This is a genomic window from Micromonospora sp. CNZ286 (genome assembly GCF_014207755.1).
In genome coordinates this window covers 1,128,524-1,155,181 of the sequence record NZ_JACHIZ010000001.1, presented here as the reverse complement: position 1 = coordinate 1,155,181, position 26,658 = coordinate 1,128,524, and the positions used below count along the sequence as shown (strand labels likewise).

Here is a 26,658-nt window from a genome sequence, read left to right as displayed (position 1 = left end):
AACCACGACAGGTGTTGTACATTCATCGCCGAACCACGACAGCCGTCGTGGATCACCTCGGACATCGGAGCCGGTTTGCGCAAGCTCGTCTACTTCGTCGCCAGCACCCTCGACGGCTTCATCGCCGCACCCGACGGGTCGTTCGACTTCCTCCCGCTCACACCCGACCTGGCGCCCCACCTGGTGGCCGAGTGGCCCCAGACGCTGCCCACGTTCGCCCACGCCCAGCTCGGCATCGACTCCCCGCCGAACGGCCGCTTCGACACCGTGCTGATGGGCCGCGGCAGCTACGAGCCGGGTCTGCAGCTCGGCGTGACAAGCCCGTACGCCCACCTCGAGCAGTACGTGTTCAGCCGCTCCCTGCCCCCTGCCGACTACCCGGACGTGCACGTCGTCGACGGCGACCCGGCCGCCCTCGTCCGGGAGCTGAAGACCCGGCCCGGACGCGACATCTGGCTCTGCGGCGGCGGGCAGCTCGCCGGTCAGCTCCTCGACGAGATCGACGAGCTGGTGGTCAAGCTCAACCCGGTGGTCGTCGGCAGCGGCATCAAGCTCGTCGACAGCGGCTTCGATCCGCGCCGGCTCACGCTCACCTCGGCGCGGCCGTTCGACGCCGGCGTGGTCGTCCTGCACTACACGCGCAACGGTTAACCCGGTTGCCCCGGACGGCGGGCGGCACGCACCGTGGAGCGGTGACGAAGACCCGGCTGCACTGGCACGAACTGCCCGCACACGTCCGCGACGGCGTCGAGGCCGTCCTCGGCGACCGGGTGGTGGCGGCGCGGTCCCAGTCGGGCGGCTTCTCCCCCGGCACCGCCGACCGGGTCCGTACCGCAGGTGGTGGCCGGGCCTTCGTCAAGGCGGTCAGCCCGGCGCAGAACGACCGCAGTCCCGACCTGCACCGCGCCGAGGCCCGGATCGCCACGGCCCTGCCGCCGGACACGCCCGCGCCCCGGCTGCTCGGCAGCTACGACGACGGCGACTGGATCGCGCTGGTCTTCACCGACGTGGAGGGCCGGCACCCGGTCACCCCGTGGCGGGCCGACGAGCTGGCCGCCGTGCTGTCCACGCTGGAGACGATGGCCGGCGCGCTCACCCCGGCGCCGGCCGCCGCGCCCACCCCCACCGCCGCCGAGCGGCTCGCACACGACTTCGGCGGCTGGCGGCGCCTCGCGTCCGACCCGCCGGCCGACCTCGACCCGTGGGCCCGGTCCCACCTGCCCGAGCTGTGCGCCGCCGCCGACCGGGGACTGGCCGCACTCGACGGCGACACGCTCTGCCACGTCGACGTGCGCGCCGACAACCTGCTGCTCGGCCCGGACGGTTCGGTCACAGTGGTCGACTGGCCCTGGGCCTGCCGCGGGCCGGCCTGGCTGGACACGCTGCTCACAGTGGTCAACGTGCAGGTGTACGGCGGACACGACCCGGACGCCCTGCTGGCCGCCCGAGCGGTGGCCGCCGACGTGGACCCGGCCGACCTGACCGGAGTGCTCGCCGGGTTCACCGGGTTCTTCCTCGACGGCGCCCGCCAGCCACCGCCTCCCGGCATCCCGACCGTACGGGCATTCCAACGCCTACAGGGCGAGTCCCTGCTCCCCTGGCTGACCCACCGCCTGAAGCCCTGACCGCCCCGCCCTGGCCCGGCCCGGCCCGGCCAGGCGATCTTGCAGTTTCGGCCTCTGGGACGCCGCTTTGGCGCGCTTTGTCGGGGCCGGAACTGCAAGATCAACGCGATCGAGAGGGCTGGAGGCGCGGCGGTGCACGGCGCGGATCACCCGGCAGTGGGGACGCCCAGGGGGTCGGCGAACAACGGGGAGAAGCCCAGTTCGGCGGCGCCGATCAAGGTGGCGTCGTAGCCGAGTGCGGACACGCGCAGGCGGGCCTTGTCGCGGGAGATGGGCAGCACGTTCGCGGCGATCCGGCTGCGTACGTGGGCGGCCGAGGCGGGGAAGACCTCCTGGAGCGTGCCCCCGAAGATCACCACGCCGGGGTTGAACAGGTTGATCACGTTCGCCACGCCGATGCCCAGCCAGTCACCGATGTGCCGCAGCGCGTCCCGGGCGGCCGGCTCTCCCTGAGCGGCGGCGGCGACCACCGCACGTACCGCCTCGCGCCCCTTCTCCTGTGCCGGGCGGCCCGCGACGTCGAGCAGCGCCCGCTCACCGACCTCGGCCTCCAGGCACCCGCGCGAGCCGCAGCCGCACGGCCGCCCCTGGTACGGGTTCACGAGCATGTGCCCGACCTCGGAGGCGTACCCGCCGTCGCCGTCGAGCAGTTCGCCGCCCACGATGATCCCGCCGCCGACACCCACGTCACCGTGCAGGTAGACGAGGTTCTGGACGCCGACACCGGCACCGCGCTGATGCTCGGCCAGCGCCCCGAGGTGCGCCTCGTTGCCGACCAGGACGGGCAGGCCCAGATCGAGCCGCCGGGCCAGCTCGGCACCGAACGCCTGGTCCACCCACCCCATGTCCGGTCCGAAGCGGACCATCCCGTCGCCCGGCCGGATCATGCCGCAGTAGGAGGCGCCCACTCCGACGCAGACCGATCCGGGTGGCGCGGCGTGGTGCAGGGCCCGCCCGAAGTCAGCGAGCACCGAGACAACGGAGTCGAGGTCGGCGCCGGCCCGTGGCCGTTCGGCCTCCAGCCGCGCCGCCACCACACCGCCGAGCCCGACGCGGGCGGCCACGAGCCGGTCCACGGCGATGTCGAAGGCGAGGACGTAGACGGTGTCGGAGGCGGGACGCACCACACGCGAGGGACGCCCGGCCCGCCCGCTGCCACCCGCCGTCACCTCGCGGACCAAGCCGGCCGCCGCCAGTTCCGCGGTGAGCGCCATGACCGTGCTGCGGTTGACGCCCATCCAGTCGGCCAGCTCGACGCGCGTGACCGGGCCGGTCAGGTGGACGCGCCGCAGCAGCGCGCCGAGGTTGAGCCGGCGGCTGTCCCCCTGCGCGTGCCGGTCTGCTGCCAGACCTTTCAGCATCGACAACTCCGTCGGATGGCGACTGGCTCGTGGCCCCAGGGTAGTGGCCATACATCGACCGCTGCCAGCGCGTACCCGGAGTACGGCCCCGCCGCACGTCGGAGTTGCTTCCGACGGCCAAGGAGCCCACGACGACCCATTGACAGACTCGACTATTTCGTGCCGCGCTTTCGACGAGCCTTGTCATCGGATCCACGGATAGCGCTGCCGAGTTCCGCGAGTCTCTCGTCGGCACGGCGGCGTCGGTGCTTCACCCATTCTTTGCCTTCGGCAGCAACACCTTCGAGTACGTGCAAGGTGTTCCCGAGCCCAGCGGCGTCGAGCGACAGCTCGGCGATCTTGGTGGCGCTCTCGTCGTACTGGAGGGTTTCGTTCTCGGGTTCGCTCACTCGGAGCGAGATCGGCTCTCCGCTGAACAACGTCAGCTCGAATACCTGCTGCTGCTTGGCGATTCCGTCGATCCGGACCGCGGCGACGGCATCGAAACGATAGTTGAGCCGTTGGGTGACGCGGCTGACGACCGTCTCGAAGTCGAGGTCGATGTTTACTTGCCGCACGCCGTCGTCTGTCAGCAGGAACAGCAGCAGACGGTATCGCGAGTAACGCCATGGCCCTTGCGGGTACCGTGCCTTCTTACAAGGGGGAGCAGGCGCCTCGATGAAGGCGTGTGCAATTATCTGGCTCGGGTGGAGCCGGTATTGCCGCATGGCCTTGTCGACCAAGACTTTCCGGTCGCTCTCCAACCAGGCAGCCATCTCTGTGTCTGACGGCTTGTCGGACAGCTTCTCGCACCATCGGTGGTACGCCGCCCAGCGTGCCGCATCCTTGACTTCCCTCTCCGCTTGATCGTCGGCGACCCTACGTCGCTCGGCGACGATGCGGAACGAGGAGCGCACCGCCGGCACGGCAGACGCCACCGCGAGCAGGATCCATCCTGCGCCCGCCAGAGGAGCGCTTGTCACGACAGCCGGGACGAACCAGAGGCTTCCGAGGGCGAGCAGAGCCAGCCCGCCGACCTGGAGCGCCTTGGCCTTGACCGGCGTGCGCAGTGCCTGACGATAGGCCGTCAGAGTGTCTTGCTCCCACTGCCTTCGCACGTCGCCTACGAGATACCGAACGAGCCAGGCGACGCGGTTGGCGTCGATACGCTGCTCACGGTAAAGCTCGACCAGTTCGTCGCGGAGGTGCCGCTGGATGCCCGCTGTCTGGGAGCGCCAGTAGGTCCGGTCAGTTCCATCGGGAACATATCGACCAAAATAGCGATTGAAAAGCACGTCCATCTTGCGGGCGAAGCCTCCCTGAGGCGCTTCTCGCCCCCGTTGCCGGGGTGGACGGATCTCTGCTTCCTTCGCGCGCAGCCGCGCCGCGCGGTAGTACCGCTCCGCCCCGCCGACGCAGAAGGCGCCCAGTCCGACCAAGCCGGCGAGCAGCCCGAGCAGCGGGTCGAGCATGCCGCGAGCCGCGACGAGCACAATGAGCCATTTTCATCCTGCGTGGCGGTCGGCTTCGACGCGGTGCAGGACGAGGATGGCCTGCACGATCGCGGTCGCTCGGCGTGGGCAGCAGCGCAGCTTGACCAGGATTTTCCAGGTCTTGAGGGTGGCGATCGCGCGTTCGCCGCGGGCGCGGATCTTCGCGTGCGCTCGGTTGACGGCCTTCTGCCGGCGTGACAGCTTCGGCCGGAAGCGGCGCCGCTTGAACGGGGTGCGCACGCTGCCGGGGGCGCCTTGATAGCCCTTGTCCGCGAAGGTCATCACGTCGGTGCTGGCCAGGGCGTCGATGATGCCGTGGGTGCGGGCGGCGGTCAGGTCGTGCGTCGAGGCGGGCAGCGCGGCCGAGGCCCAGACGAGACGCCCGGCCGCGTCGGCGATGACCTGCACGTTCACGCCGTGACGCTTGTGTTTTCCGGAGTAGTACGGCTTCTGGTTGGCGACCCGGTCGATCGGGATCAGGGTGCCGTCGAGGATTGCGTAGGCGAGCAGACGGATCCTGGTCATGGCCGTGGCCAGGTCGTCGGCGGTCGCGGCGAGCAGGTCGATGGCCTCGTGGACATAACGCCAGGCGGTCGTGACGCCGATGTCGAATCCGGCGGCCAGGCGGGTGTAGGTGTCGCCGTTGCGCAGGTGGGCCAGGGCGAGCAGGGCTTGCCGGCCGGGGTCGAGGCGTCGCCACCGAGACCGTTGCTGCTGGCGGCGGGTTCGGATGAGGGCGGCGAGGTGGTTCAGGCTGCGGGTGGACAACGGAATCGCGGCAGGGTAAGACAGCACAGCGAGGCTCCCGGTTGGGGCATCTGATCTTGGTCGATTGCTGTCTTACCGGGAGCCTCGTCCTACCTGGACACCGGCCTCCCACACCGCCCGTGACCTGCGCCGTCACGATGAAAATGGCTCAATCATCTGCACTACCGCGAGGGTGAACGCAGCGGCGCCGATACCAGCGCGGAGCTGATCACGAAGAGGGACAGCAGCGGGCCGCACTGGCAATGTCCGAGGTTGGGCGGGTGTGGGATGGAAGAATTTCCAAACCCGGTTGAGCCGGTTCCCGGCTGTGCGCTGCGATTCGGCCAGCGCCACGGACTTTCGCCACATGGCCTCCTGCATCGCGCCGTCGAGCAGTGCCTCAAGATGACCGTAGATCTCGTCGCGCTGACGCTGCTTCAACGCGTCGATTTCCTTGACTGCACGATCCGTCTCCGCGACGCCAGCAGGAGCCAGGAGGTGATGGATGATCACACTCGAGCCTGCTGCCCATTCATCATGATCGTCGAGGCGGGACAGACCGGCGCAGACGGCCTCGAGATGGTCCAGTTCCTGGTCGGACAGCTGACGCAGCGTGCGTCCGCTCAACAGGGCGATGAGCCGGTAGAACTGGACTTCCGTCGTGAGATAGCCCCTGGCGACCGCCTTCTCAATGAGCGTCCGTGCCCGGTCACGCACCCGCCCGTCGAGATACTTCAGCCCGAGGGCGAACTCCTCTTCAGGGCTGGAGCCCGGCGGTACCCGGTAGAAGTTGATGTCGCCGTGGACTACCCCCGCCTGCACGCCGACGTGGGCATTCCCTTGTGCGACGTTTGTCGTGGTCGGGGCAGTCATCACATCCCCCGCACCACAGCGATGATCGCCGCAAGCCGCACCGCCAACTCAGACACGTCGGCCACCAGGCCCCGCAACCGCAGGAGCGCGACCATCAGGCCACTCCTCTTCTCGGTTGTGCCTGCCGAGACGCATGCGGTTGCCGTCTCCAGTTCCGACTCGGCTGCGGCATAGGTCTCTTCGTTCAGTTGCCCGTCAAGGTGGGCCTGCTTGAGGCGGGTTCGCAGTTCCGCGATGCTGGCTGCCAGGTCGATCGACCCATCGGCCCCGCCGCCGATAGTGACGTTGCCATTGATCTGCCCGGCCTGTATCCCGACACGGGCGTTGCCGGTGGCGACGTTGCGATTGTTGATCGACATCGTGGGGCTCCCGTCCCTCTCGGAACCGCCTTGGCTGGCAGATCCATCGATGATCAGTTCTCGCGCCAACGCGGTGGCGTAGACGGCGGCGTGACGTGCGGCTTTTCGTTGCCAGTCCTGCCCGTCGGTGGCTGCCTTGCTGCCGTCGGCATGGTCGCTAACGCCACGAACGACCACCACGGGCAGGGCACGGTTGAGATGGCCGGCCTGGGCCACGCCAGCCGCCTCCATTTCGATTGCGACAGCGTCGTTGTAGTGCTGACGGATCCAGCGGGCCTGTTCGGAGATGCCCGAGTCCTGGACCACCTCTCCCGCAGCGATCGGGCCGAAATGGACGAAAGGATCTGATCCTGGGGGAAGACTCCGACGCCAAACGCTGGACCTGGCGACGTGATGGGCGATCTGGTCGGCCTCATGTGGGATCTCCCACGCCTTCGGCCTGGCCTTCAAGCCGTCGTCTTCGCTGGTACCGCCGTGATAGGCATAGATCTTGCTGGCAACGACGACGTCACCCAGCCGGATGTTGGGCCACAAACCACCGGCGACTCCCACGAACAGCACAGCTGCCGGGGAGAATTCGGCCATCGCCCGCTCCGCGAGCACCGCAGCCGGATGATTGCCCTTCCCAACCAAACCCAGCGCGATCCGGCAGCCGCTCTGGTCGATCCTGCCAACCTCGAAGCGGGTGCCGGCCGGATGGCGGCGCACCCGGAGGTCGAGCAGTTGATCGCGAACCGCTTCGTACTCAAGGTCCAGTGCCGTGAGAATCACGACGAGGCCGCTGTTCGCGCTCACGTTGTCTCCTTGTTTTCCAGACCATGGGGTCGGGTCATCGGGGGGTGGAGAGTCGTGCAAGGGCCGGGACGGAAAAGCCGAGCGGGACGGCCCCCTTCGGGCTTCTTGTAAGTCGGGCCGGCCGGGACAATGAAGCCGTCCACGCTCTGCACTTTCCGGTAGAAGTTCCGTGGATCCAGTCGCACGCCCCACGCCGCTTCGTAGACCTCCTGAAGCTCTGCGATCGTGAAGGTCGGGCCACAGAAGGCAGTGGCGATCGCGGAGCGCTCCAGCTTTTCGCGCGCCCGCTCGACACCGTCGGCCAGGATCTGCTCATGATCGAAGGCGAGATGCGTCTCATCTGACAACGCCTGCGCCACAGGGATCCAACACGCCTGTGAGGCGTCAGTGCCGGCAATCGGCTCGGGCAATCGAGGCGCGATGGCCAGGTAAGCCGCCGAGATCACCCGCCCTCGCGGGTCACGATCCGGCGCACCATAGACGCCGAGTTGCTCGAGGTGCAGTTGATGCGGCCCCAAGCCAGCCTCCTCGGCAAGCTCTCGTTGGGCAGCCTCTACGAGATCTTCCTTCTCATGGTTAAGGAACCCGCCGGGCAGGGCCAAGGCACCTTGGTAGGGCTCGATCCCTCGCTCGATCAACAGCACCTGTAGGCAGGATTTCCGCAAAGTGAGGATGACGAGGTCAACCGCAAGAAGAACGGCCGGGGGAACCCAGCGATCGCCAGACATGAATCGACCATAGACTTACTGTCACTCTGACAGGAAGGCTGCCGACTGTCGGATTTCAGCGGGGCACCGAGAGGGAGGTTGCGTCTTTCGACGCCGATGGCGGGCAAGGGGGTCGACGCTCGATCGGCGTCCACCCTCAACCGATCGCGGACCTACCAGGCCAAGACGAGCATGGGTGGCGGGCTCGGCCACGAGACAGATGAACTCTGGTTCGCACTGCTGCCCGGCACCGGGCTGGCCGCAACGGGCACCCGACTGCCGGGCGGGCACTACCTCCACCGCATTGACTGCCGGATTGGGCATGGCAGCGAGCGGCAAGCCGGCTGGGCTGGCGGTGGAGGCGGGTGGAACGTCACGGGTATCTCCCGGACCGGGAGACACCCGTGACGTTCCAGTCGGCGCGGACGGGCGCGCCGGCGGGCTACTCGGCTTCGCGGACCGGGCTCTGCGGCACCACCATCACCGGCCGGTGGGCGCGGTGCAGCGTGGCCATGGCGACGCTGCCGAGCAAAATCTTGCGGACCGCCGTGCGGCCGCGCGAACCGACGACGACCACGCTCGCCTTGCGCTCGGTGGCGACGACGGAGAGCGCGTCGGCCACCGCGCGGCCCGGGGCGCCGCCTCCGGCGCGGACGCGCACCGTGGTCACCGGCTGCCCGTCGACAGTCTCCGGCGCATCCCCCTCGTCGCCATCGACGGCGACCAGGACGACCTCACGCTCCGGGAAGAGGCGACGGGCGGCGGCGAGCGCGGCCTCGGATCCGGCCGAGGCGTCCCAGCCGACCACCACCGGCCCGGCGGCGAGCGCGTCGTACTCGTCGGTCAGCAGCGGGTGCGGCACGACCAGCACGGGACGCGGGCTGTAGTGCACGGCCATGTCGGAGACGCTGCCGAGCACCGCGCGGGCGCCGCCGAGGCCCCGCGAGCCGAGCAGCAGCACGTCGGCCTGCTTCTCGTCGGCAAGCTCGGCGAGCCGGAGCCCTTCGCCGCCGTAGCTGCGGCACACGAGCGGCTCGGCGTCCCAGCCGGCGGCCCGGCCCAGCATCACGCCGACCGCCGTCATCCGGTCGGCCTCCCGGCCGCCCTCGCGCTCGATCGCCTCCACGAACACGTTGATGTTGCGGGTGCCGGTCCAGAGCCGCTTGCGCAGTTCCTCGCTGGCGAACGGAGGCGTCCACAGATGCCCGATCCACGCGTGCGCGCCGGGGAACAGCAACGCGCCCACCTCGATGGCGGCGCTAGCGGCCGGAGACCCGTCGTAACCCACCACCACTTGCCTGCCGTGCTCGTCGCTCACCGCACCCAACCTCTCTCACCGACGACATCTCACAAGATCGTATCCGGGCCCGGACCGGATCCGAGCCGGATCATCCGCCACGGAATCATCGGTATGCTGGGCGGATGAGCACCCCGGACCTGTCGTACCTCCTCGACCACACCAGCCACGTGTTGCGTACCCGGGTGGCGGCGGCGCTCGCCGAGATCGGGCTGACCGCACGGATGCACTGCGTGCTCGCGCACGCGCTGCCCGAGGAGCGTACGCAGATCCAGCTCGCCGAGATGGGCGACATGGACAAGACGACGATGGTGGTGACGGTGGACGCTCTGGAGCAGGCCGGGCTGGCCGAGCGGCGTCCGTCGCGTACGGACCGGCGGGCGCGGATCATCGCGGTGACCGAGGAGGGCGCCCGGGTGGCCGCGCGCAGCCAGGAGATCGTCGACCGGGTGCACGCCGAGGCGCTGGCGAGCCTGCCCGACGACGAGCGGAAGGTCTTCCTGCGCGCGCTGGAACGCCTGACCGCAGGCCACCTGGCCACGCCTGTGCAGAGCCCGAAGCCGGCCCGCCGGGCCCGCCAATAGTCCCTCAATAGATTGTCTGTAACGGAACTATCCGCTACGGTCTCTCCTGTCGCACCTCTCGACAGGAGGACTCCATGTCCGTTCCCCGCTCCCGGCGGCTCGCCCTCGGCGTGCTCGCCACCGGCGCCCTGATGACCATCCTCGACGGCAGCATCGTCACCGTGGCGATGCCGGCCATCCAGCGCGACCTGCGCTTCTCCCCGGCCGGCCTGAGCTGGGTGGTGAACGCGTACCTGATCGCGTTCGGCAGCCTGCTCCTGCTCGCCGGCCGGCTCGGCGACCTGATCGGGCGCCGGACGATGTTCCTCGGCGGCACCGCGCTGTTCACCGCCGCCTCCGTGCTGGCCGGGGTGGCGGCGAACAGCGCCACGCTCGTCGCGGCCCGCTTCCTCCAGGGCGTCGGCAGCGCGGCGGCCACGGCGGTGAGCCTCGGCATCCTGGTCACGCTCTTCCCCGACGCCGCCGGGCGGGCGCGGGCGTTCGCCGTGTTCGCGTTCACCGGCGCCGCCGGCGCGGCGATCGGCCAGGTCGCCGGCGGCCTGCTCACCGACGCGCTGGGCTGGCACTGGATCTTCCTGATCAACCTGCCGATCGGACTTGCCACGATCGCGCTCGCGGTCCGTACGCTGCCCGCCGACCGGGGCCTGGGCCTGGCCGCCGGCGCCGACGTGGCGGGCGCGCTGCTGGTCACCGCCGGGCTCGTGCTGGGCATCTACACGGTGGTCACGATCGAGCGGTACGGCGCGACGTCGGCGCACACGCTCGGCCTGGGCGCGCTCGCCGCCGCGCTGGTCGCCGGGTTCGTGCTCCGGCAGGCCACCGCGCGCCGCCCGCTCATGCCGCTGCGGCTGCTGCGCTCGCGCGGCGTCGCCGTGGCGAACGTGGTGCAGATCCTCACCGTGGCCGCGACGTTCGCGTTCCAGGTCCTCGTCACGCTCTACCTCCAGCAGGTGCTCGGCTACGACGCCACCCGCACCGGGCTGGCGCTGCTCCCGGCGGCTGTCGTCATCGGCGCGGTGTCGCTCGGCGTCTCGGCCCGGCTCAACGCCCGCTTCGGCGAGCGGGCCGTGCTGATCGCCGGACTGGTGCTGCTCGCCGCCATGTTCGCGCTGCTGGCCAGGGTGCCGGTGGACGGCCGCTATCTGCCCGACGTGCTCCCGGTGATGCTGCTCGCCGGCGGGTTCGGGCTGGTGCTGCCGGCGCTCACCGCGCTCGGCATGTCCGCCGCCCGCGCCGAGGACGCCGGACTCGCCTCCGGGCTGTTCAACACCACACAGCAGCTCGGCATGGCGTTCGGCGTCGCGGTGCTGTCCACGCTGGCCGCCGCCCGTACCGCCGACCGGGTCGCGCTCGGCGACGACAGAGCAACGGCCCTGACCAGCGGCTTCCACGCGGCGTTCGCGGTCGGCGCGGGGCTCGTGGTGGTCGCCGTCGTGCTCGCGTACGCGCTGCTGCGCCCCCGCACGGCCGAGCGCGCCGAGGCTCCGGCGCTCGTGGGGTGAGTCAGCCGGGGGCGCGCGCCGGATGGGTGAGGAAGGGCAGCACCGCCGCCGGCAGCGCGGGCGAGGCCACCACGTCGTAGTGGGTGAGCCCGGGCAGCACCGCGAGCCGGGACGCGGGCCGGGCGGCACCGTCGCCGCCCGCGTCCCGGTGGCCGCCGCCGAGCAGGCCGAAGAACTCCGCCGCGTGACCGACCGGGATCTCGTCCGCGTCGGCGAAGACCAGCAGCACCGGCATCGGCAGCGCGGCCACCTCGGCGGACCAGTCGTAGTCGCGCCGCAGCAGGTCCCCGCTGCGGGCCCAGAGCAGGGGCCAGTCCTGCGGGCGGGGCGCGACCCGCGCGTACCGCTCGTACGGCGGGGTGCCGCGCATGCGTTCGGCGGCGCGCTCGTCGTGGGCGGACATCGCGGCCAGCGTCTCCGGGTACCAGCCCTGCCGCCGGAACGGCGTGGAGACGAGCACCAGGCGGCGGACCAGCGCGGGGTGCTGGATCGCGGTACGCAGGGCCACCCCGCCGCCGAGCGAGTAGCCGAGTACGTCGGCGCGCGGCAGGCCGAGGTGACGCAGCAGCCCGGCGACGTCGTCGGCCATCGACTCGTACCGCAGCGGCCGGTCCAGACCGCCGGTGCGGCCGTGGCCCCGCAGGTCCACGGCGATCAGCCGGCGGCGCGCGGCGAGCGCCTGCCGTACCGGCGCGAACGTCTCCGTCGAGCCGTATCCGCCGTGCAGCAGGACCAGCGGCTTGCCGGTGCCGTGCTCCTCGTACCAGATCCGCAGCCCGCCGACGTCCGCATAGGTCACCCGCCGATCGTCGCGCCCCCGGCGCCGCGGCGGGCGCGTTCGCGGACGCCGCTCAGCGGGACGCGCGGGGGCGGGCGCGCAGGTGGGCGCGTTCGCCCTGGCTGCCGAAGAGGCTGAGGAACTCCACCCCCTCGCTGTCGGCGCGGCCGAACCAGTGCGGTACGCGGGTGTCGAACTCGGCCGCCTCACCGGGTTCGAGCACCAGGTCGTGCTCGCCGAGCACGAGCCGCAGCCGCCCGTTGAGCACGTAGACCCACTCGTATCCCTCGTGGGTCTTCGGCTCGGGTTCGGACCGCCCGCCGGCCGGAATGATCAGCTTGTACGCCTGGATGCCGCCCGCGCGGCGGGTGAGCGGCAGCATGGTCATCCCGTACGCGGCGACCGGCCGCAGGTGGACGCGCGGGTCGCCGGTGGGTGGGGCGCCGACCAGTTCGTCGAGCGTGACGCCGTGCGCGCGGGCGAGCGGGAGCAGCAGTTCCAGCGTGGGCTTGCGACCGCCGGACTCCAGCCGGGACAGCGTGCTCACCGAGATGCCGGTGGCGGCGGAGAGGTCGGTGAGTGTGGTCTCCCGCTCGCGGCGGAGCGCGCGCAGCCGGGGGCCGACCGCGTCGAGGGCCTGGTCGAGGTCGTCGTCCATGCCGCCAGTTTGCCACATCAGCAACAGAGTTTGCAGTTCTGCCGGGTCCGGCCGCAGTCTGGTCGCGGAGGTGGTCACGATGACCGAGAACTACGAGGTACTGGTGATCGGCGGCGGCGCGGCCGGGCTCAACGGCGGGCTGATGCTGGCCCGGGCACGCCGCTCGGTGCTGGTGGTGGACGGGGGCGAGCCCCGGAACGCGCCGGCCGACGGTGTGCACGCGCTGCTGGGGCACGACGGCGTGCCGCCGGCCGAGCTGCTGGCGCGCGGCCGGGACGAGGTGCGCCGCTACGGCGGGCACCTGACCGAGGGCCGGGTCGAGACGGTGGACCGCGACGGCGACGGGTTCGCGGTGGCGCTCGCGGACGGCCGCCGGGTACGTGCCGGGCACGTGCTGGTCGCCACCGGCCTGGTCGACGAGCTGCCGGACGTGCCCGGCCTGCGCGAGCGCTGGGGGCGGGACGTGGTGCACTGCCCGTACTGCCACGGCTGGGAGGTGCGCGAGCGGCCGATCGGGGTGATCGGCAGCGGCCCGATGTCGGTGCACCAGACGCTGCTGTTCCGGCAGTGGAGCGACGACGTGGTCTACCTGCGGCACACCGCGCCGCCGCTCACCGACGAGCAGGCGGAGCAGCTCGCCGCGCGCGGCGTGCCTGTGATCGAGGGCGAGATCGCTGCCGTCGAGACGGCCGGGGACCGGCTGACCGGGGTACGCCTGCGCGACGGCCGCACCGTCGACCGCGAGGTGCTCACAGTCGCGCCCCGGATGGTGGCGCGCGCCGGGTTCCTGGCCGGGCTGGGCCTGCGTCCGCAACCGCACCCCAGCGGGATGGGCGAGTACCTGCCGGCCGACGAGTCGGGGCGTACCGATGTGCCTGGGGTGTGGGTCGCGGGCAACGTGACGAACCTGTCGGCGCAGGTCGGCGCCGCCGCGGCGGCGGGCGCCTGGACCGCGGCGATGATCAACGCGGACCTGGTGCAGGCGGAGACCCAGCGGGCGGTCGAGGCGCACCGTGGCGCGCGGGCGGGTGGGTGACCACGAATCACCCCTAACCTGACAATTCTTCCCCTAGGTTGAGTCGGAGAGGGCAGTCGGAACCTGGGGGGCGATGTGAAGGGCTATCCGGCGATCGAGGATCACGGGCTCATCGGCGACCTCCAGACCGCCGCGCTGGTGACCTGTGACGGCACGATCGACTGGTTCTGCGCTCCGCGCTTCGACTCGCCGAGCATCTTCGCCGCGCTGCTGGACAAGGAGAAGGGCGGCTTCTTCCAGATCGCCCCGCACGAGGTCCGGTACGTCACCAAGCAGCTCTACCTGCCCGGCACGCCGATCCTGATCACCCGGTTCATCAGCGCGGACGGCGTCGCCGAGGTGATGGACTTCATGCCGGTCACCGGCGAACGGGTCACCGACTCGCACCGCATCGTTCGCATGGTCAACATGGTGCGCGGCAGCATGCGCTTCCGGGTGGAGTGCCGGCCCCGGTTCGACTACGCACGCGAGCGCCACGACCTGGAGCGGCATCGCAACGGCTACCTGTTCCGCAGCCCGTCGGCGACGCTCACCTTCAACCCGATCGACCCGGTGCGGCAGCTCTGGGCCCAGACCGGCGAGATCCGCATGGAGGGCGGCGACCTGATCGCCTACGGCACGCTGAAGGAGGGCGACACCGGCGGGGTGATCCTGGAGACCGGCAGTGAGGAACCCCGGATCATCCCGCCGGAAGAGGTCCAGGGCATGTTCGAGTGGACCCGGGACTACTGGCGGCGCTGGGTCGAACGCTCCCGCTACACCGGGCGCTGGCGGGAGATGGTCGAGCGCTCCGCCATCACGCTCAAGCTCATGACGTACGCGCCGACCGGCGCGATGATCGCCGCACCGACCGCCGCGCTGCCCGAGCTGGTCGGCGGCTCCCGCAACTGGGACTACCGCTACACCTGGGTACGCGACACCTCGTTCTCGGTGCACGCGCTGCTCGGTCTCGGGTTCACCGAGGAGGTCAGCCGGTACATGGACTGGCTGGACGAGCGCATCCGCGAAGCAGGCGACCACCAGGACCCGCTGAAGATCATGTACCGGGTGGACGGGTCCTCGGACCTGCACGAGGAGGTGCTCGACCACCTGGAGGGATACCGGGGCTCCCGCCCGGTTCGGATCGGCAACGGCGCGGCCGACCAGCTCCAGCTCGACATCCACGGCGAGGCGCTCTACGCCATGCACCTCGCCGACGAGCAGGGCATCCGGGTGTCGCACCAGGTGTGGAAGAGCACCGTGCGCCTGGTCGACTGGCTCTGCCACAACTGGGACAAGCGCGACGCCGGCATCTGGGAGAGCCGGCACCACCCCCGCAACTACACGTTCGGCCGGGTGATGTCCTGGGTGGCGCTGGACCGGGCCATCCGGCTGGCCACCCGGACCGGCCGGCCCGGTGACATGAGCTGCTGGACCGAGCAACGCAACCGGATCTACAACCAGGTCATGGCCCGCGGTTTCCACCGGGAACGCGGCAGCTTCGTGCAGGCGTACGACGAGAACGTGCTCGACGCCGCCCTGCTCTACATGCCGGCGGTCGGCTTCGTCACGCCCAGCGACCCGCTGTGGCTGTCCACCCTGGAGTCGATCGAGCGGGATCTGGTCTCGGACAGCCTGGTCCACCGGTACGACCCGCTGCACTCCCCCGACGGGCTGCCCGGCCACGAGGGCACGTTCAACATGTGCACCTTCTGGTATGTCGAGGCGCTGGCCCGCTCCGGCCGGCTGGACGACGCCCGGCTCACCCTGGAGAAGATGTTCACCTTCAGCAACCACCTCGGCCTCTACGCCGAGGAGATCGCCTCCACCGGTGAGCAGATCGGCAACTACCCGCAGGCGTTCAGCCACCTCGCGCTGATCAACTCGGCGCTGGCGGTGAACGACCTGCTCGACGCGGAGGCCGACGCCCGGCTCCGCCGGTAACTCCGGTGATCTCCGGCCCGGTCCCGGGTAGCCTTCACCGCATGAGGTTCCACGCCGCCGTCATGAAGCCCTGGTCCCTCCGCTGACGGCGGCAGGGTGACCGGCTTCTTCTGACGTACCAGCTCTGCTCCGCCGTCCTGGCGTTCCCGCCGGGCGGTGTCCTCGCGCTGCCCGGCTCCACGACGAGCCGAGAGCGGACTGTGAACAACCTCGACCACGTACCTTCATCCCCATCCACCTCAGGCGGTTCGCTGCCCGCCGGGCACCGGGCGCACGTCCGGGCCGACGGCGTTCGCGTCGTCCGCGGCGGCCGGGTCGTGCTGTCCGACGTCGGCGTGACCGTCTCCGCCGGATCCCGCCTGGCGGTCGTCGGCGAGAACGGCCGCGGCAAGACCACCCTGCTCCACGTGCTGGCCGGCATCCTCGTGCCCGACCAGGGCACCGTGGAACGGCTGGGCACGATCGGCGTCGCCCGGCAGAACCTGGAGGCGCGCAACGGCGAGACGGTGGGCACGCTCGTCCACGGGGCGATCCGGGAGTCCGAACGCGCACTGCGGGCGCTGGACGACGCCGCCGACGCGCTGGCCGAGGGCCGGACGGGCGCGGACGACGCGTACGCCACAGCGCTCGACGCGGCGACCCGGCTGGACGCCTGGGACGCGCAGCGTCGCGTCGACGTGGCGCTGGCCGGTCTCGACGCCTGCCCGGACCGGGACCGCCCGCTGGCGACGCTGTCGGTCGGCCAGCGCTACCGGGTCCGGCTGGCGTGCCTGCTCGGGGCCCGGGTCGACCTGCTGATGCTGGACGAGCCGACCAACCACCTCGACGCGGCCAGCCTGGCCTTCCTCACCGCGCGGCTGCGCGAGCACCCGGGCGGCGTGGTGCTGGTGACCCACGACCGCGCCCTGCTGCGGGACGTGGCCACGGAGTTCCTCGACCTCGACCCCAGCGCGGACGGGCGCCCGCGCCGTTACGCCGGGGACTACACCGCCTGGCAGGACGGGCGCCGACGCGACTTCGCGCACTGGGTACGCGACCACGAGGCGCAGCAGGCCGAGCACCAGCGGCTGGCCGACGCGGTACGGGAGGCGCAGGGCCGGCTCAGCACCGGCTGGCGTCCGGAGAAGGGCCACGGCAAGCACCAGCGCCAGTCCCGCGCCCCCGGCCTGGTGCAGGCGCTGCGACGCCGGCAGGAGGCGCTCGACGAGCACCGGATCACCCTCCCGGAGCCACCGCAGCCGCTGCGCTGGCCGCCGCTGGACACCCGGGCCGGACTGCCGATCCTGCGGTGCCACGACGTGACGGTGACCGGGCGTCTGCGTACCCGGGTCACGCTCACGCTCGACGGCGGGGACCGCCTGCTGGTGACCGGGCCCAACGGCGCGGGCAAGTCGACGCTGCTCTCCGTGCTGGCCGGCGACCTCGTGCCGTCGACCGGGGAGGTCCGTCACCCGTCCGGGGCGCGCGTCGCGTACCTCGGCCAGGAGGTGCCCGACTGGCCGCCCCTGATGCTCGCCCACGACCTGTACGAGCAGCACGTGGGCCGGCTGCGCTCCACCGGGCGCCTCGGCTCCGGCACGGCCCTGCCGCTGGGCGCGACGAACCTGCTCGACGCCGAGGCCCGGCGTACCCCGGTCGGCCGGATGTCGCACGGACAGCAACGGCGGCTGAACCTGGCGCTGCGGCTGGCCGAACGTCCCGACCTGCTGATCCTCGACGAACCCACGAACCACCTGTCCGCGCCGCTGGTCGACGACCTCACCGCCGCCCTGCTGACGACCAGGGCCGCGGTGGTCGTCGCCACCCACGACCGGCAGATGCTCCACGACCTGGCGGCCTGGCCCACGCTGCCCCTCACCGCCGACGACGCCGGGCCGTCCGGTCACACAGGGTCATGCCTGCCGGAAGGTTGATGACTTCGAGCGATATGACTGAGAGGCATAAATATGCCTCTCAGTCATATCGCTCGTGCGGACGGACCTCCCGGGTCCACCCGACGAAGCGGCGGTGCAGTGCGCCGGCCGGCGCAAGGCCAGACCCGGCATGACCGGGCCGTGGGTGGTCACCGCGCGTCCTCCAGGAACCGCGCGGTGACCGCCCGCGCCTGCCGGCTGGTCGCCCATTCCACCTGCCAGCAGGGGTACGGAGTCAGCCGCGCCCACCACGCGCATCCGCTGACCCCGCGCTACGCCGCACCGCGACGGCCGACGCTGCCCTCGCAAATCGCCTAGCCTCTCGGGCGTGGAGCACCTGCGCGACCTCGCCGTCCGGTTGGCGATGGACGAACCGGTCGGCGACGACCTGCCGATGGCGGCTGCTCACGCTCTGACCCGAGGCGTCGACTCGCCGGGCCTGCGTGAGCTTGCCGGCCTGTCGAAGGGCCAGTCGCGGGAGGCAGTCGATCTGTTCCGGCAGGCGATGGACGAACTCGGCTCGCCGGTGCCGGACGAGCGCGGCGCCCGGCTGCACCTCATGCGTCAGGCAGCGGCGGACATCGTTGCGGGAGAGGGTGACGCCGAGGATCTGGCGTACGAGATCTACTGGCACGCGGCCTATTCCCAGTTGCCGGAGCTGCGACCCGTGGCCGATCGCTTCCTGGAGCTGTACGCCGGATGGGGCGTGGCCTTCGACCAGACGGAGGAGGCGATCGCGGCCGCTAAGGTGGCGGCCCAGTCGTTCCTGCGCGACCATCCAGCCTGAGCGGCTCCCGCAAGTCTCGTCTACCGCAGCGACCGCGCACGGGCAAACGCCAGACGTGATGAGCCATATGCTGCACCCCGAGCGGAAGCGGGGAATTTCGTGAGGATCGTTGATCGGGTTCGCGGCGGATCATTTGTCGCCGGCGTACTGGTGGTGCTGGGCCTTGCCGGCTGCGTCACACGAGCCGACCCGCCACCGCCTCCGGCGCCCTCAGTGGATCCCGCACCGTCGGCATCGCCCACCGAGCAGGAGGCGCTGATGGCGACGATTCGCCAGCTGGTCGAGCGGGCCGACGTCGGCGACGACATCCGGGAGCGCACGATCGAGGTCGGCGAACCCTATGAACCCTGCGACCTGCTCATTGCCGACCCCGACCGGTCGAACGGGGGCGGATTGGAGTTCGATCAGGTGTGGGGCGCGGGCCTGGAGGTCAACCCCGTAGGGATCTTCGCCGACGTCCAGCCCCCGACAACCCTTCTGAACATCACGGTGATCGGTCTGCGCGATGCCCCGGCGGCCGCTGCGGCCGCGCGTAGGGCGCGCACCGCACGTTGCCCCAGTAAGGATTTCCGACTCAACATCGGGATGGCCACCGCCCGGTGGGGCGCACGCACGATGACCATCGGATCGACGAGCGCGCGGCTGACCACGGCGACGGTGAGCCGGGTGAACCCGGAAAGCGCGGAAGGCATGCCGTTCCTGCCGGGCAACGCGCGGCTGATCTTCGCGCACGGCTCGCTGCTCATCAGTGTCGAGGCGCTCACCTTCTGGCCGCCCAAACTGAGCACCGCCACCGACGTCACCGCAACCGCTCAGGAGAAGGCCACCTCCCTGGCAACGGCGATCGTCAAGACCGTCCCCACGCCAGGTTAGAACCGAGCCGCCCCGGCGGCGTCGACACACGCCGGCCGGGCGAAGCGAGTCCGGCGACGGGTCGCCATCGTGCCCGCAGGGCAGCATCTGATCGCCGCTGCCGTCGACTCGGCCACGGGCAGGTCCGACGGCATCACCTGGACTTGGGAGTTCGACCACGCCGCGTGGGCCGAGCCGATGATCGACGATCACTAGCGCGGGCGACGCACGAACAGGCATGAGGATGAGCCGGGAGCGATGGAGATTCCGCATGAAGATCCTTTTCTATCCAGCGTCCGGTGAAGTCGACATCTCCGGAACCGCCGGTGAATACCACGCCTTGGCCGCGCTGATCGTGGCCGGAAGCGGAGGCCATGCTGCGGAGCCTGACGCCACGGACGACTTCGGCGGCACCGCACTCTCCGGCCTCCAGGTCTCGACCGCAGCCCACCGCATGGTCCTCATCTCGATAGACGACGCACGCGGTGTTCTCCAGATTTCCGGCGCCTCCGCCCCGCTGGCCGTCCTCGCGTCGAACGTCGAGGCAATGGCGGCCGACCAGGGCGGCGGCCACCTGCACATCGACTACTTCCCGGATCACCCCTACCTAGCCCCGACATCGGTCAGCTTGATCGTCAACAGCCCTCACGGTGGCATGCCGACGCGGTAGCCCCACAGCCTGGGTCAAATAGGAGCATCGGGGATTCTGGTGAGGTGTTCCCCGCTGCCCGGGCCTGACCCGAGTTCGAACCGGCTCCGTGCCTTGAAGTCGACCCGTCGACCCAGCAGGCGGGGCACCGTTCTCGGCATACCGCCGGCGACCGATGCCACCAGCACTTGGTCGTCGACTGAGCCCTTCTTACGCCCGCCCGTGCTGTAGCGACTCCCAGGGCGGGGACTCAGATCCGGCGACGAGGTTCTCTGCCGCTGACACCACCGTACGGAAGCGGGACGCCCAAGGCTCGCCACAGGTCACGGAGCACCCGTCCGAGCCGCTCGCTGTCGTCCATCGACAGCTCAGCGATGGCCATGCCGGCGGCCTGGTGCTCCCCGACGTTGTAGATCAGGTCGGCAAGCGCCGTCGCTGACGGTCGGTCGAGACGAAGAACGACTTCCTCTTCCTCAGGCATGTCCGGCACCCTACGGCTCCAGCAGCATTCGACGCTCGTCCGTCGTCCCACCAGAGGTGTCTCGTGCGGCCAAGGTCCCCACGTGATGTGGAACCATGACCGCATGGACCAGGAGACTGCGCCACAGGGGTGGATGCAGCAGCACATGGCCTCCTGGCTCCGCCTCGCCACCACCTTGCAAAGCGAGGGCTGGGAGGCGCAGATGACGTGTGAGGCAGCTCCGGTGCAGATGGAAGGTCACTTGCCGAGTGGCGAGCGGTTCTACTTCCGTGCCCGTCACAGCGATGTATCGCTCGGCATCGGAGGCGAAGACCCTTCCGACATCCCTGAGTGGGAAGAGAGCGAATCACACGAGGAAGCAAGCTGGCTACCAGCTACCGACGGGGAGGCCATCATCCGACGACTCGCGCTCCGATATGCGGGGCGGAAGCGTTGAGGTGTGGCCGGGATTCGCTTCGCGTGGTGGCACCCTTCCCTTGATGGTGGGAGCGGCAGGTTTCGAACCTGCGACCCCTCGCTTGTAAGTTCTGGGTGCTCCGTCTGCACGGTCACCGTTGCTGTCGGCCGCCGCGCCCTGGCCCGTCTCACGTCTAGGAGTTGCCGGTCATGGCCGAAGGCAGCTTGCCGCAGCGGACCTGGCGCGGCTGTGGTTCAGCGGTTGCTGGGCGACGCGTCCGCTGAACGCCGATCAGTTCAGGCGGCCGATTGGACCGGTGCTCTTCACATGACTTGGCCGGTGCTCTTAACATGATCGGCCGCCGGTCGCGTAGCCGGCGGGCATCGGCCGGGGGTGTGGCGTGGGCAAGCGATCACGTGTCGAGTGGCACGACAACGGCGCGCTCACCTGGACTTGGGGGCTGACGCTGATCGTGTCGGGCGTCGGGCTGCTGCTGTTGGCCGTTGCGGCGGTCCTCTGGGCGGTCCGCACTCCGGCCGAGGTCGCCGATGGAGGCGGCAGATTCATGGTCCCGGCGATATTCGGTGCCGTCGCGCTTCTGGTAGCGGTGGCTGGACGAATCACCTCGGCCAACGTCCTGAGGTACGCAGACTCGACCCTGCCGAAGGTTCCCCACGAACTGGGGGTGACACACCACGTCGGGAGGCAGCGGCGCTCGCTACGACGTAGCAGCGGCATTGCCTACCTGTATATGGCGGTCATCGCTGGCGGGCTCGCCGGCGCCGCTCTGGTGAACTGGGATGAGCAGCCCCGCGCTGGCAGCCTGCTTGAACTGGCGCTCGCCGCGAGCGGCGCTGCCGGCTGCTACCTGGCCGGGCCGGCCGCCCGGTTCGTCGTCACACCGGAATATCTCCGCATCGAGACGGCGCTGCGCCGCATATCGATACCCCGGCACATGCTCGGCGACTTCTCCCAGCGCGGCGTAAAGATCCGTCTCGACCTGACCAACGGCGACTACGTCCAGTTCCGGGTCGACTCACCCATATTGGACGCCGGCAACAGCAGGTACCGAACCAACGGGCGGACCCAGGCGCGCACCGTCGAGCGAATCGTGGCGATGCTGCGCGACGTGACCAGCGCCGGTAGCACCGACAGTCAGGTCGTAAGAGCGCCGAGGTGGGCCATGATCACCCTCGCCGTCGCCGCCGGGCTGGTGTCGGTCGCAGCGTTCATCGCGCCAGTCTTGCTACCGGCGCTTAGACCCTGACCGAGAGACGCTGCACAGCCTCATCCCAGGAGCGCGCCGTTACAGCCACCGAACGCCGATATCGGTGCAGCAGACCCTTCTTGGCTACGTGCTGGTGATCTCGCCCTGCACTTCGCCGGCCTCCGAGAGAAAGCCGGCTGCCCCGAGGTCCGGCTGCACGACCTGCGGCACACCGTCGTCTCGCTGCTGATGGAGTTGCGCGTCCCGCCGCACGTCGTCCAGGCCATCGCCCGGCACGCCGACGTAGGCCCCTGTTGCTGTCACCGCCCCGAGGAATGATCTTCTCGGGGCGGTTTTCACTGCTGGTGGGTGGTGGGCGCGGCAGGTTTCGAACCTGCGACCCCTCGCTTGTAAGGCGAGTGCTCTCCCACTGAGCTACGCGCCCGGAACGCCCGTACGGCGGGCCGGAGCGGCCAGCTTACCTGCCCGCCTCCGGCCCCGCGCAACGACGTGCCTGGGGTGTGGGACTCAGGCGGCGACGGCCTCGGCCAGTGCCTTGCGCCAGCCCTGCTGGTCGCGCGCCTCGCCGGGCATGTTCATCTCGGCGAACCGGACCACGCCGGCCTTGTCGATGACGAAGGTGCCCCGGTTGGCGATGCCCGCGACGTCGTTGAAGACGCCGTACGCCTGCGCCACCGCGCCGTGCGGCCAGAAGTCGGACAGCAGCGGGAACTGGTAGCCCTCCCGGTCGGCCCAGATCTTGTGGGCGTACACGGAGTCGACGCTGACGGTCAGCACCTGGACGTCGTCGTTGACGTACTCGTTGAGGTTGTCCCGCACCTCGCACAGCTCGCCCTGGCAGATGCCGGTGAAGGCGAGCGGGTAGAAGACCAGCAGCACGGTCTTGCTACCGCGGAGGTCGGAGAGCCGGACCTCCTGGTTGTTCTGGTCCTTGAGCAGGAAGTCGGGCGCCTCGGCGCCAACCTCGATGGGCATGCATGCTCCCTCGGGATCGGGTCTGGAGATGATCAGCCTGCCACACCCGGCGACCGTGGTCGCCGGGTGTGCGGCGCCGCCCTACTTCTTGCTCTTGGACCCGCGACGCATGACGAGGCGGGCCCCGCTCCAGTCGCGGCCGGCGTTGATGGTGGAGGTCTGCTGGAGCCCGGCGGTCTGCGCGCTCTCCGCGACCTCGCTCGGCTCGACGTGACCGTCGCGGCCGGCCTTCGGGGTCAGGAGCCAGACCACGCCGTTGTCCGCGAGCGGCCCGAGGGCGTCGACGAGGAGCTCGAACAGGTCACCGTCGCCGTCGCGGTGCCAGACCAGAACCGCGTCGACCACCTCGTCGGTGTCCTCGTCGACGAGTTCCCCACAGCGGTCGGTCAGGGCGTCCCGGAGATCGGTGTCGACGTCGTCGTCGTAGCCCATCTCCATGACGACCATGCCCGGCTCGATACCGAACCGGTCCGCCAGGCTGCGTACCCCGTCGGCCTGGCCAGCGGTCGCGCTCACTGTCGAGTGCCTCCTCATCTATCCCTGCTCGTGGCGTCGGGTGACACCGTCGGGCTCAGTCCACACAGTTGCGGCTCGCCGCGCAAGTGGCGCACCGGGTGGAACGGAATTTACCGTGCCAGCAGCGTACGGGCACCCTGGGTGATGGCTTCCGCGGAGACCAGAACCTGACGGGCAGCCGGACCTAATGGTACAAACGAGTCAAGTGCGGCTACGCGGCGTGCAGCGCCCACGTACCCGGTGTCGACGAGCGCGGACAGGACGCCCTCGCCCACCCCGCCGGTTCGCCGCGTCTCGTCCACCACCAGCACCCGGCCGGTCGCCGAGGACTCCCTGATGATGTCGGCCACCGGCAGCGGGGCCAGCCAGCGCAGGTCCACCACCCGGCTGCCCACGCCCTCCTCGGCCAGCGTGGCCGCGGCGCGCAGCGACATCCGCACCCCGTTACCGAACGTGATGATGGTGAGGTCCTCGGCGGAGCCGATCCCGTAGACGCGGGCCCGCCCGATCGGCACGTGCCGGTCCGCCCAGGTGCCCGGCTCGGCGTACTCGGCGGTCCACTCGTCGTCACCGTCCGTGTACAGGTCACGCACGTGGTAGAGCGCGACCGGCTCCACGAACACGCAGACGCTGCCGTCCACCCGTGCCGCCGCCAGGCAGGTCCGCAGCATCGGCGCGGCGTCGTCCGGCCGGGCCGGCACGGCCACCACCAGCCCCGGTACGTCCCGCAGCGCCCCCAGCGAGTCGTCGTTACGGTCGTGGCCGCCGAGTCCTTCCGGGCTCGCCAGGCCGGGCACCCGCACCACCATCGGGTTGCGGAACGCGCCCCGCGACAGGAACCGCATGGTAGCCGCCTCGCCGCGGAGCTGGTCCTCGGCACCGTGCAGCAGCGTCAGGTGGCGGATCTCGGGCACCGGCAGCAGGCCGGCCAGCCCGGCACCCAGCCCGAGCCCGAGGATCGAGGTCGCGTCCGGCAGCGTGTCGAACACGCGCGCCGCCCCGAACCGGTCCCGCAGCCCCTCGGTCACGCCGTACAACCCACCCTGTGCGGCCACGTCGTGGCCGAACACCGCCGTCCCGGGGTGGTCGAGCATGCCGTCGGCGAGCGCGGCGTTGATGCTCTGCGCCAGCGTGAGCGGGCCGGTCAGCTCCGGCGGCTTGCCGCCGAACGCCTCCGCCCGCGCTCCGGCGCCCGGCCCGGCCGCGTGCGCCGCCGCCTCGGCGACCGCGCGGGACACCCGCACCGGCCGGCGCGGCGCCAGCTCCCGCACGATCTCGACCGGGGAGGCGAGCTTCGGCTCGTCCAGCACCTCCTCGGCGACGCGGCGCAGTTGCCAGCCCCGCTCGTCGTAGCGGGCCAGCAGTTCCTCGCCACTGGCGTACCCGGAGGTCACCAGCAGCCGCGCGGTGGCCAGCAGCGGGTCGCGGGCCGCGTCGCCGTCACCCTGCTCCATCAGGCGGACCGCGCTCAGGTGCAGCACGGCGGGCCGGCGCTGGCGGCGTACCCAGTCCGCCGCCTCCGCCGCGACCCGGTAGGTCGCGGCCACGTCCGTGCCGTCGGCGGCGAAGTACCTGATGCCGGGCCGGGCCCGCAGCGTGGCGGCCACCCAGCCCTCGGCGGAGGCGCCGCCGTCGGCGCAGACGAACAGCACCGGGATGCGCAGGCCGGTGTGGTCGTACCAGCCGGTCGTGTTCAGCGCGGCCGTGGCCGCGGCGTGGTCGGCCGCGCCGTCGTCGAAGGCGCAGACCACCACGGCGTCGGCCGGCCAGGGCGCCGCCTCGGCCTCGCCGTCGGCGGGCCGCGCGCCGCGGCGCAGCCGCTCCAGCGCGAGCCCCAGGCCGACGGCGCGCGGCAGGTGCGAACCGGCGGCCGACGTGGTCGGCACGACCGCCAGGTCGGCGCGGCCGAAGACCTTCGCCCGCCCGCCGGCCGCGGGCTCCTCGGCGGAGGCGACGATGCCGCGCAGCACGTCGCGCGCCGCCGCCGCGAACGCGTCGTCGGGCGCGGGCTGCGGCAGATCGGGTACGACGACAGTCGCGTCCCCGTCCGCGTCCACGACGATCCCGGCGCCCACGGGGAGGCTGGCCGCCTCCGGCTCCCCCGGGTCAACGTCGAGATCTTGGTGGGAAACGGCCCCCGGAGGGGCGCTTTCGCTCCAAGATCTTCCCGGTTCCGGGGTGGTGGGTGGGGCGTCGGCGCCGGTCGCGGGCGGCAGGTCCGGCGGGGCTGCGGGGAAGGCGCCGGCGGCCTGGGCGGCGCGCAGGCAGTAGAACGCGCCGGAGCGGGCGTGCAGCAGCGCGGGATCGGTCGGCCGCAGCGCGGCTGCCACCGCGGCGTCGCCCTCGTGACCGGCCGACTCGACAGTGAAGTACCCCTCACCGAAGCCCGACAGCCACCGCCCGGCCAGGTCGAGCAGCCGGCTGGTCAGCTGCGCGTCGAACAGGGCCAGCGCCTGCGCCCCGGTCAACGCACCGCCGTCGGGCAGCGGTTCGCCCAGGTCGCGCCGCTGGTCGGGCGCCCCGAGCGCGGCCAGTTCGGCTCGGAGCCGGTCGTCGAGATCGTGCGGGGTGGTCACGCGGACAGCATTACCGACTCGGGCCCGCCTCGCCCAGTCGGACACGTTCCGCCCGGCGTGGCTCAGACCTGGCCACACTCCTGCGGGCAGCCTCCGTCGGAGACCTTGAGCACCAGGTCCCGCAGTGTGGCCAGTTCGTCGGTGCTCAGGGCGTCGAGGAGTCGGGAGTCCGACATCACCTGGCGGACCCGGTCGCGTACCTGCCGCCCCCGCCCGGTGACCACGAGCGCCTTCTGCCGCCGGTCGGCCGGGTCGGTACGCCGTTCCACCAGCCCGGCCTGCTCCAGCTTGTCGGCCAGGCCGGTGACGTTGGACCTGTCGCAGCCGAGCTGCTCGGCGAGGTCACGGGCCGGGAGCGGGCGGTCCGGGTCCAGCTCGTGCAGCGCCCGGGCGACCGCCGGGGTGAGGCCCAGTGCCGCGATCCCCTCGTCCTGGTGGTGCCGCAACGCGGCGGCGACGTGCAGGATCCGGCGCACGGTCTCCCCGGCCAGGTCCGCCCGGTCACGGACGGTGGGAACGGTGGATTGCGCCATCCGATCATCGTATGGGCGAGTCGATCTTCGATCA

General features: G+C 71.0%; 27 protein-coding genes, 1 tRNA gene and 1 pseudogene. 13 read left to right on the top strand and 16 right to left on the bottom strand.

What is annotated here, in order from left to right; all coding sequences use genetic code 11:
- Nucleotides 1–75: 75 nt before the first annotated feature.
- Complete coding sequence (locus FHX31_RS05555; protein WP_013475646.1) at nucleotides 76–651, top strand: dihydrofolate reductase family protein; 576 nt, start codon at nucleotides 76–78, stop codon at nucleotides 649–651.
- Nucleotides 652–692: 41 nt separating this feature from the next.
- Nucleotides 693–1,625, top strand: a complete 933-nt coding sequence (locus FHX31_RS05550) for a phosphotransferase (protein ID WP_114921090.1) — start codon at nucleotides 693–695, stop codon at nucleotides 1,623–1,625.
- Nucleotides 1,626–1,771: 146 nt separating this feature from the next.
- On the opposite strand, the gene FHX31_RS05545 is transcribed toward FHX31_RS05550, so the two are convergent.
- From FHX31_RS05545 to FHX31_RS05515, 7 genes and pseudogenes are all read right to left on the bottom strand, one after another.
- Nucleotides 1,772–2,986: an ROK family transcriptional regulator gene (locus FHX31_RS05545; protein ID WP_091331049.1), complete on the bottom strand. Its 1,215-nt coding sequence runs from the start codon at nucleotides 2,984–2,986 to the stop codon at nucleotides 1,772–1,774.
- Between the two features lie 152 nt (nucleotides 2,987–3,138).
- Nucleotides 3,139–4,464 (bottom strand): annotated as a pseudogene (locus FHX31_RS05540) (hypothetical protein); the annotation flags it as partial.
- 6 nt (nucleotides 4,465–4,470) lie between these two features.
- Nucleotides 4,471–5,253, bottom strand: coding sequence for a transposase family protein (locus FHX31_RS05535; protein ID WP_091331585.1), 783 nt, complete (start codon nucleotides 5,251–5,253; stop codon nucleotides 4,471–4,473).
- A gap of 105 nt (nucleotides 5,254–5,358) precedes the next feature.
- A complete protein-coding gene (locus tag FHX31_RS05530) occupies nucleotides 5,359–6,078 on the bottom strand; it encodes a hypothetical protein (RefSeq protein WP_402884451.1) in 720 nt (239 codons plus the stop codon).
- Nucleotides 6,078–7,232, bottom strand: coding sequence for a 5'-methylthioadenosine/S-adenosylhomocysteine nucleosidase family protein (locus FHX31_RS05525; protein WP_114921092.1), 1,155 nt, complete (start codon nucleotides 7,230–7,232; stop codon nucleotides 6,078–6,080). Before FHX31_RS05525 ends, FHX31_RS05530 begins: the two co-directional genes overlap by 1 nt.
- A complete protein-coding gene (locus FHX31_RS05520) occupies nucleotides 7,229–7,960 on the bottom strand; it encodes an NUDIX hydrolase (protein ID WP_114921093.1) in 732 nt (243 codons plus the stop codon). The genes FHX31_RS05525 and FHX31_RS05520 overlap by 4 nt, the downstream gene beginning before the upstream one ends.
- A gap of 421 nt (nucleotides 7,961–8,381) precedes the next feature.
- On the bottom strand, nucleotides 8,382–9,257 hold the full coding sequence (locus tag FHX31_RS05515; RefSeq protein WP_013475639.1) for a universal stress protein: 876 nt from the start codon (nucleotides 9,255–9,257) through the stop codon (nucleotides 8,382–8,384).
- A 104-nt stretch (nucleotides 9,258–9,361) separates the two neighbouring features.
- Between FHX31_RS05515 and FHX31_RS05510 the strand changes: the two genes are divergently transcribed.
- Complete coding sequence (locus tag FHX31_RS05510) at nucleotides 9,362–9,820, top strand: MarR family winged helix-turn-helix transcriptional regulator (RefSeq protein WP_013287809.1); 459 nt, start codon at nucleotides 9,362–9,364, stop codon at nucleotides 9,818–9,820.
- A 74-nt stretch (nucleotides 9,821–9,894) separates the two neighbouring features.
- Nucleotides 9,895–11,322, top strand: coding sequence for an MFS transporter (locus tag FHX31_RS05505; protein ID WP_184975327.1), 1,428 nt, complete (start codon nucleotides 9,895–9,897; stop codon nucleotides 11,320–11,322).
- Between the two features lies 1 nt (nucleotide 11,323).
- On the opposite strand, the gene FHX31_RS05500 is transcribed toward FHX31_RS05505, so the two are convergent.
- Both FHX31_RS05500 and FHX31_RS05495 read right to left on the bottom strand, forming a co-directional pair.
- Nucleotides 11,324–12,121: an alpha/beta fold hydrolase gene (locus FHX31_RS05500; RefSeq protein ID WP_013475636.1), complete on the bottom strand. Its 798-nt coding sequence runs from the start codon at nucleotides 12,119–12,121 to the stop codon at nucleotides 11,324–11,326.
- Nucleotides 12,122–12,173: 52 nt separating this feature from the next.
- On the bottom strand, nucleotides 12,174–12,758 hold the full coding sequence (locus tag FHX31_RS05495) for a helix-turn-helix domain-containing protein (RefSeq protein ID WP_013287812.1): 585 nt from the start codon (nucleotides 12,756–12,758) through the stop codon (nucleotides 12,174–12,176).
- A 79-nt stretch (nucleotides 12,759–12,837) separates the two neighbouring features.
- Between FHX31_RS05495 and FHX31_RS05490 the strand changes: the two genes are divergently transcribed.
- The 7 genes from FHX31_RS05490 to FHX31_RS05465 all read left to right on the top strand — a co-directional run bounded on the left by FHX31_RS05490 (nucleotide 12,838) and on the right by FHX31_RS05465 (nucleotide 19,939).
- Nucleotides 12,838–13,794: an NAD(P)/FAD-dependent oxidoreductase gene (locus FHX31_RS05490; RefSeq protein ID WP_123111262.1), complete on the top strand. Its 957-nt coding sequence runs from the start codon at nucleotides 12,838–12,840 to the stop codon at nucleotides 13,792–13,794.
- Between the two features lie 75 nt (nucleotides 13,795–13,869).
- On the top strand, nucleotides 13,870–15,717 hold the full coding sequence (locus FHX31_RS05485; protein WP_013287814.1) for a glycoside hydrolase family 15 protein: 1,848 nt from the start codon (nucleotides 13,870–13,872) through the stop codon (nucleotides 15,715–15,717).
- 200 nt (nucleotides 15,718–15,917) lie between these two features.
- Nucleotides 15,918–17,630, top strand: a complete 1,713-nt coding sequence (locus FHX31_RS05480; protein ID WP_402883898.1) for an ABC-F family ATP-binding cassette domain-containing protein — start codon at nucleotides 15,918–15,920, stop codon at nucleotides 17,628–17,630.
- Nucleotides 17,631–17,958: 328 nt separating this feature from the next.
- Nucleotides 17,959–18,417: a hypothetical protein gene (locus tag FHX31_RS05475; RefSeq protein ID WP_123111258.1), complete on the top strand. Its 459-nt coding sequence runs from the start codon at nucleotides 17,959–17,961 to the stop codon at nucleotides 18,415–18,417.
- Nucleotides 18,418–18,675: 258 nt separating this feature from the next.
- A complete protein-coding gene (locus tag FHX31_RS05470) occupies nucleotides 18,676–19,290 on the top strand; it encodes a hypothetical protein (protein WP_123111283.1) in 615 nt (204 codons plus the stop codon).
- Between the two features lie 69 nt (nucleotides 19,291–19,359).
- Nucleotides 19,360–19,485: a hypothetical protein gene (locus FHX31_RS32530; protein ID WP_256092928.1), complete on the top strand. Its 126-nt coding sequence runs from the start codon at nucleotides 19,360–19,362 to the stop codon at nucleotides 19,483–19,485.
- Nucleotides 19,486–19,540: 55 nt separating this feature from the next.
- Nucleotides 19,541–19,939, top strand: a complete 399-nt coding sequence (locus tag FHX31_RS05465) for an Imm32 family immunity protein (protein WP_030274849.1) — start codon at nucleotides 19,541–19,543, stop codon at nucleotides 19,937–19,939.
- A gap of 229 nt (nucleotides 19,940–20,168) precedes the next feature.
- Here FHX31_RS05465 and FHX31_RS05460 read toward each other — a convergent pair whose 3' ends face one another.
- The gene (locus tag FHX31_RS05460) at nucleotides 20,169–20,399 is read right to left on the bottom strand and encodes a hypothetical protein (protein WP_221488010.1); all 231 of its coding nucleotides are present in this window, start codon (nucleotides 20,397–20,399) and stop codon (nucleotides 20,169–20,171) included.
- A 103-nt stretch (nucleotides 20,400–20,502) separates the two neighbouring features.
- Here FHX31_RS05460 and FHX31_RS05455 point away from each other — a divergent pair, with 103 nt between their 5' ends.
- Both FHX31_RS05455 and FHX31_RS05450 read left to right on the top strand, forming a co-directional pair.
- Nucleotides 20,503–20,835 carry a hypothetical protein gene (locus tag FHX31_RS05455; protein ID WP_255368255.1) on the top strand — a complete coding sequence of 111 codons (333 nt, stop codon included), beginning with the start codon at nucleotides 20,503–20,505 and terminating at the stop codon, nucleotides 20,833–20,835.
- A 361-nt stretch (nucleotides 20,836–21,196) separates the two neighbouring features.
- On the top strand, nucleotides 21,197–22,063 hold the full coding sequence (locus tag FHX31_RS05450) for a hypothetical protein (protein ID WP_184975324.1): 867 nt from the start codon (nucleotides 21,197–21,199) through the stop codon (nucleotides 22,061–22,063).
- An 84-nt stretch (nucleotides 22,064–22,147) separates the two neighbouring features.
- Here FHX31_RS05450 and FHX31_RS05445 read toward each other — a convergent pair whose 3' ends face one another.
- The 6 genes from FHX31_RS05445 to FHX31_RS05420 form a co-directional block, all read right to left on the bottom strand.
- Complete coding sequence (locus tag FHX31_RS05445) at nucleotides 22,148–22,363, bottom strand: hypothetical protein (protein WP_162881585.1); 216 nt, start codon at nucleotides 22,361–22,363, stop codon at nucleotides 22,148–22,150.
- Between the two features lie 10 nt (nucleotides 22,364–22,373).
- A tRNA-Val gene (locus FHX31_RS05440) sits at nucleotides 22,374–22,448 on the bottom strand.
- A gap of 83 nt (nucleotides 22,449–22,531) precedes the next feature.
- A complete protein-coding gene (locus FHX31_RS05435; RefSeq protein ID WP_013287822.1) occupies nucleotides 22,532–22,999 on the bottom strand; it encodes a peroxiredoxin in 468 nt (155 codons plus the stop codon).
- An 81-nt stretch (nucleotides 23,000–23,080) separates the two neighbouring features.
- Nucleotides 23,081–23,515 carry a DUF3052 domain-containing protein gene (locus tag FHX31_RS05430; protein WP_013287823.1) on the bottom strand — a complete coding sequence of 145 codons (435 nt, stop codon included), beginning with the start codon at nucleotides 23,513–23,515 and terminating at the stop codon, nucleotides 23,081–23,083.
- A 110-nt stretch (nucleotides 23,516–23,625) separates the two neighbouring features.
- Complete coding sequence (locus FHX31_RS05425; RefSeq protein ID WP_486481651.1) at nucleotides 23,626–26,091, bottom strand: transketolase C-terminal domain-containing protein; 2,466 nt, start codon at nucleotides 26,089–26,091, stop codon at nucleotides 23,626–23,628.
- A gap of 62 nt (nucleotides 26,092–26,153) precedes the next feature.
- Nucleotides 26,154–26,624, bottom strand: coding sequence for a MarR family winged helix-turn-helix transcriptional regulator (locus tag FHX31_RS05420; RefSeq protein WP_013287825.1), 471 nt, complete (start codon nucleotides 26,622–26,624; stop codon nucleotides 26,154–26,156).
- Between the last annotated feature and the right edge of the window lie 34 nt (nucleotides 26,625–26,658).

What these genes read in the sequence shown, in the direction of transcription:
- FHX31_RS05465 (WP_030274849.1), top strand. Translation starts at nt 19,541, where the DNA reads ATGAAGATCCTTTTCTATCCAGCGTCCGGTGAAGTCGACATCTCCGGA.
- FHX31_RS05505 (WP_184975327.1), top strand. Translation starts at nt 9,895, where the DNA reads ATGTCCGTTCCCCGCTCCCGGCGGCTCGCCCTCGGCGTGCTCGCCACC.
- FHX31_RS05420 (WP_013287825.1), bottom strand. Translation starts at nt 26,624, where the DNA reads ATGGCGCAATCCACCGTTCCCACCGTCCGTGACCGGGCGGACCTGGCC.
- FHX31_RS05490 (WP_123111262.1), top strand. Translation starts at nt 12,838, where the DNA reads ATGACCGAGAACTACGAGGTACTGGTGATCGGCGGCGGCGCGGCCGGG.
- FHX31_RS05495 (WP_013287812.1), bottom strand. Translation starts at nt 12,758, where the DNA reads ATGGACGACGACCTCGACCAGGCCCTCGACGCGGTCGGCCCCCGGCTG.
- FHX31_RS05520 (WP_114921093.1), bottom strand. Translation starts at nt 7,960, where the DNA reads ATGTCTGGCGATCGCTGGGTTCCCCCGGCCGTTCTTCTTGCGGTTGAC.
- FHX31_RS05510 (WP_013287809.1), top strand. Translation starts at nt 9,362, where the DNA reads ATGAGCACCCCGGACCTGTCGTACCTCCTCGACCACACCAGCCACGTG.
- FHX31_RS05545 (WP_091331049.1), bottom strand. Translation starts at nt 2,986, where the DNA reads ATGCTGAAAGGTCTGGCAGCAGACCGGCACGCGCAGGGGGACAGCCGC.
- FHX31_RS05435 (WP_013287822.1), bottom strand. Translation starts at nt 22,999, where the DNA reads ATGCCCATCGAGGTTGGCGCCGAGGCGCCCGACTTCCTGCTCAAGGAC.
- FHX31_RS05530 (WP_402884451.1), bottom strand. Translation starts at nt 6,078, where the DNA reads ATGACTGCCCCGACCACGACAAACGTCGCACAAGGGAATGCCCACGTC.
- FHX31_RS05470 (WP_123111283.1), top strand. Translation starts at nt 18,676, where the DNA reads ATGGCGACGATTCGCCAGCTGGTCGAGCGGGCCGACGTCGGCGACGAC.
- FHX31_RS05455 (WP_255368255.1), top strand. Translation starts at nt 20,503, where the DNA reads ATGGACCAGGAGACTGCGCCACAGGGGTGGATGCAGCAGCACATGGCC.
- FHX31_RS05460 (WP_221488010.1), bottom strand. Translation starts at nt 20,399, where the DNA reads ATGCCTGAGGAAGAGGAAGTCGTTCTTCGTCTCGACCGACCGTCAGCG.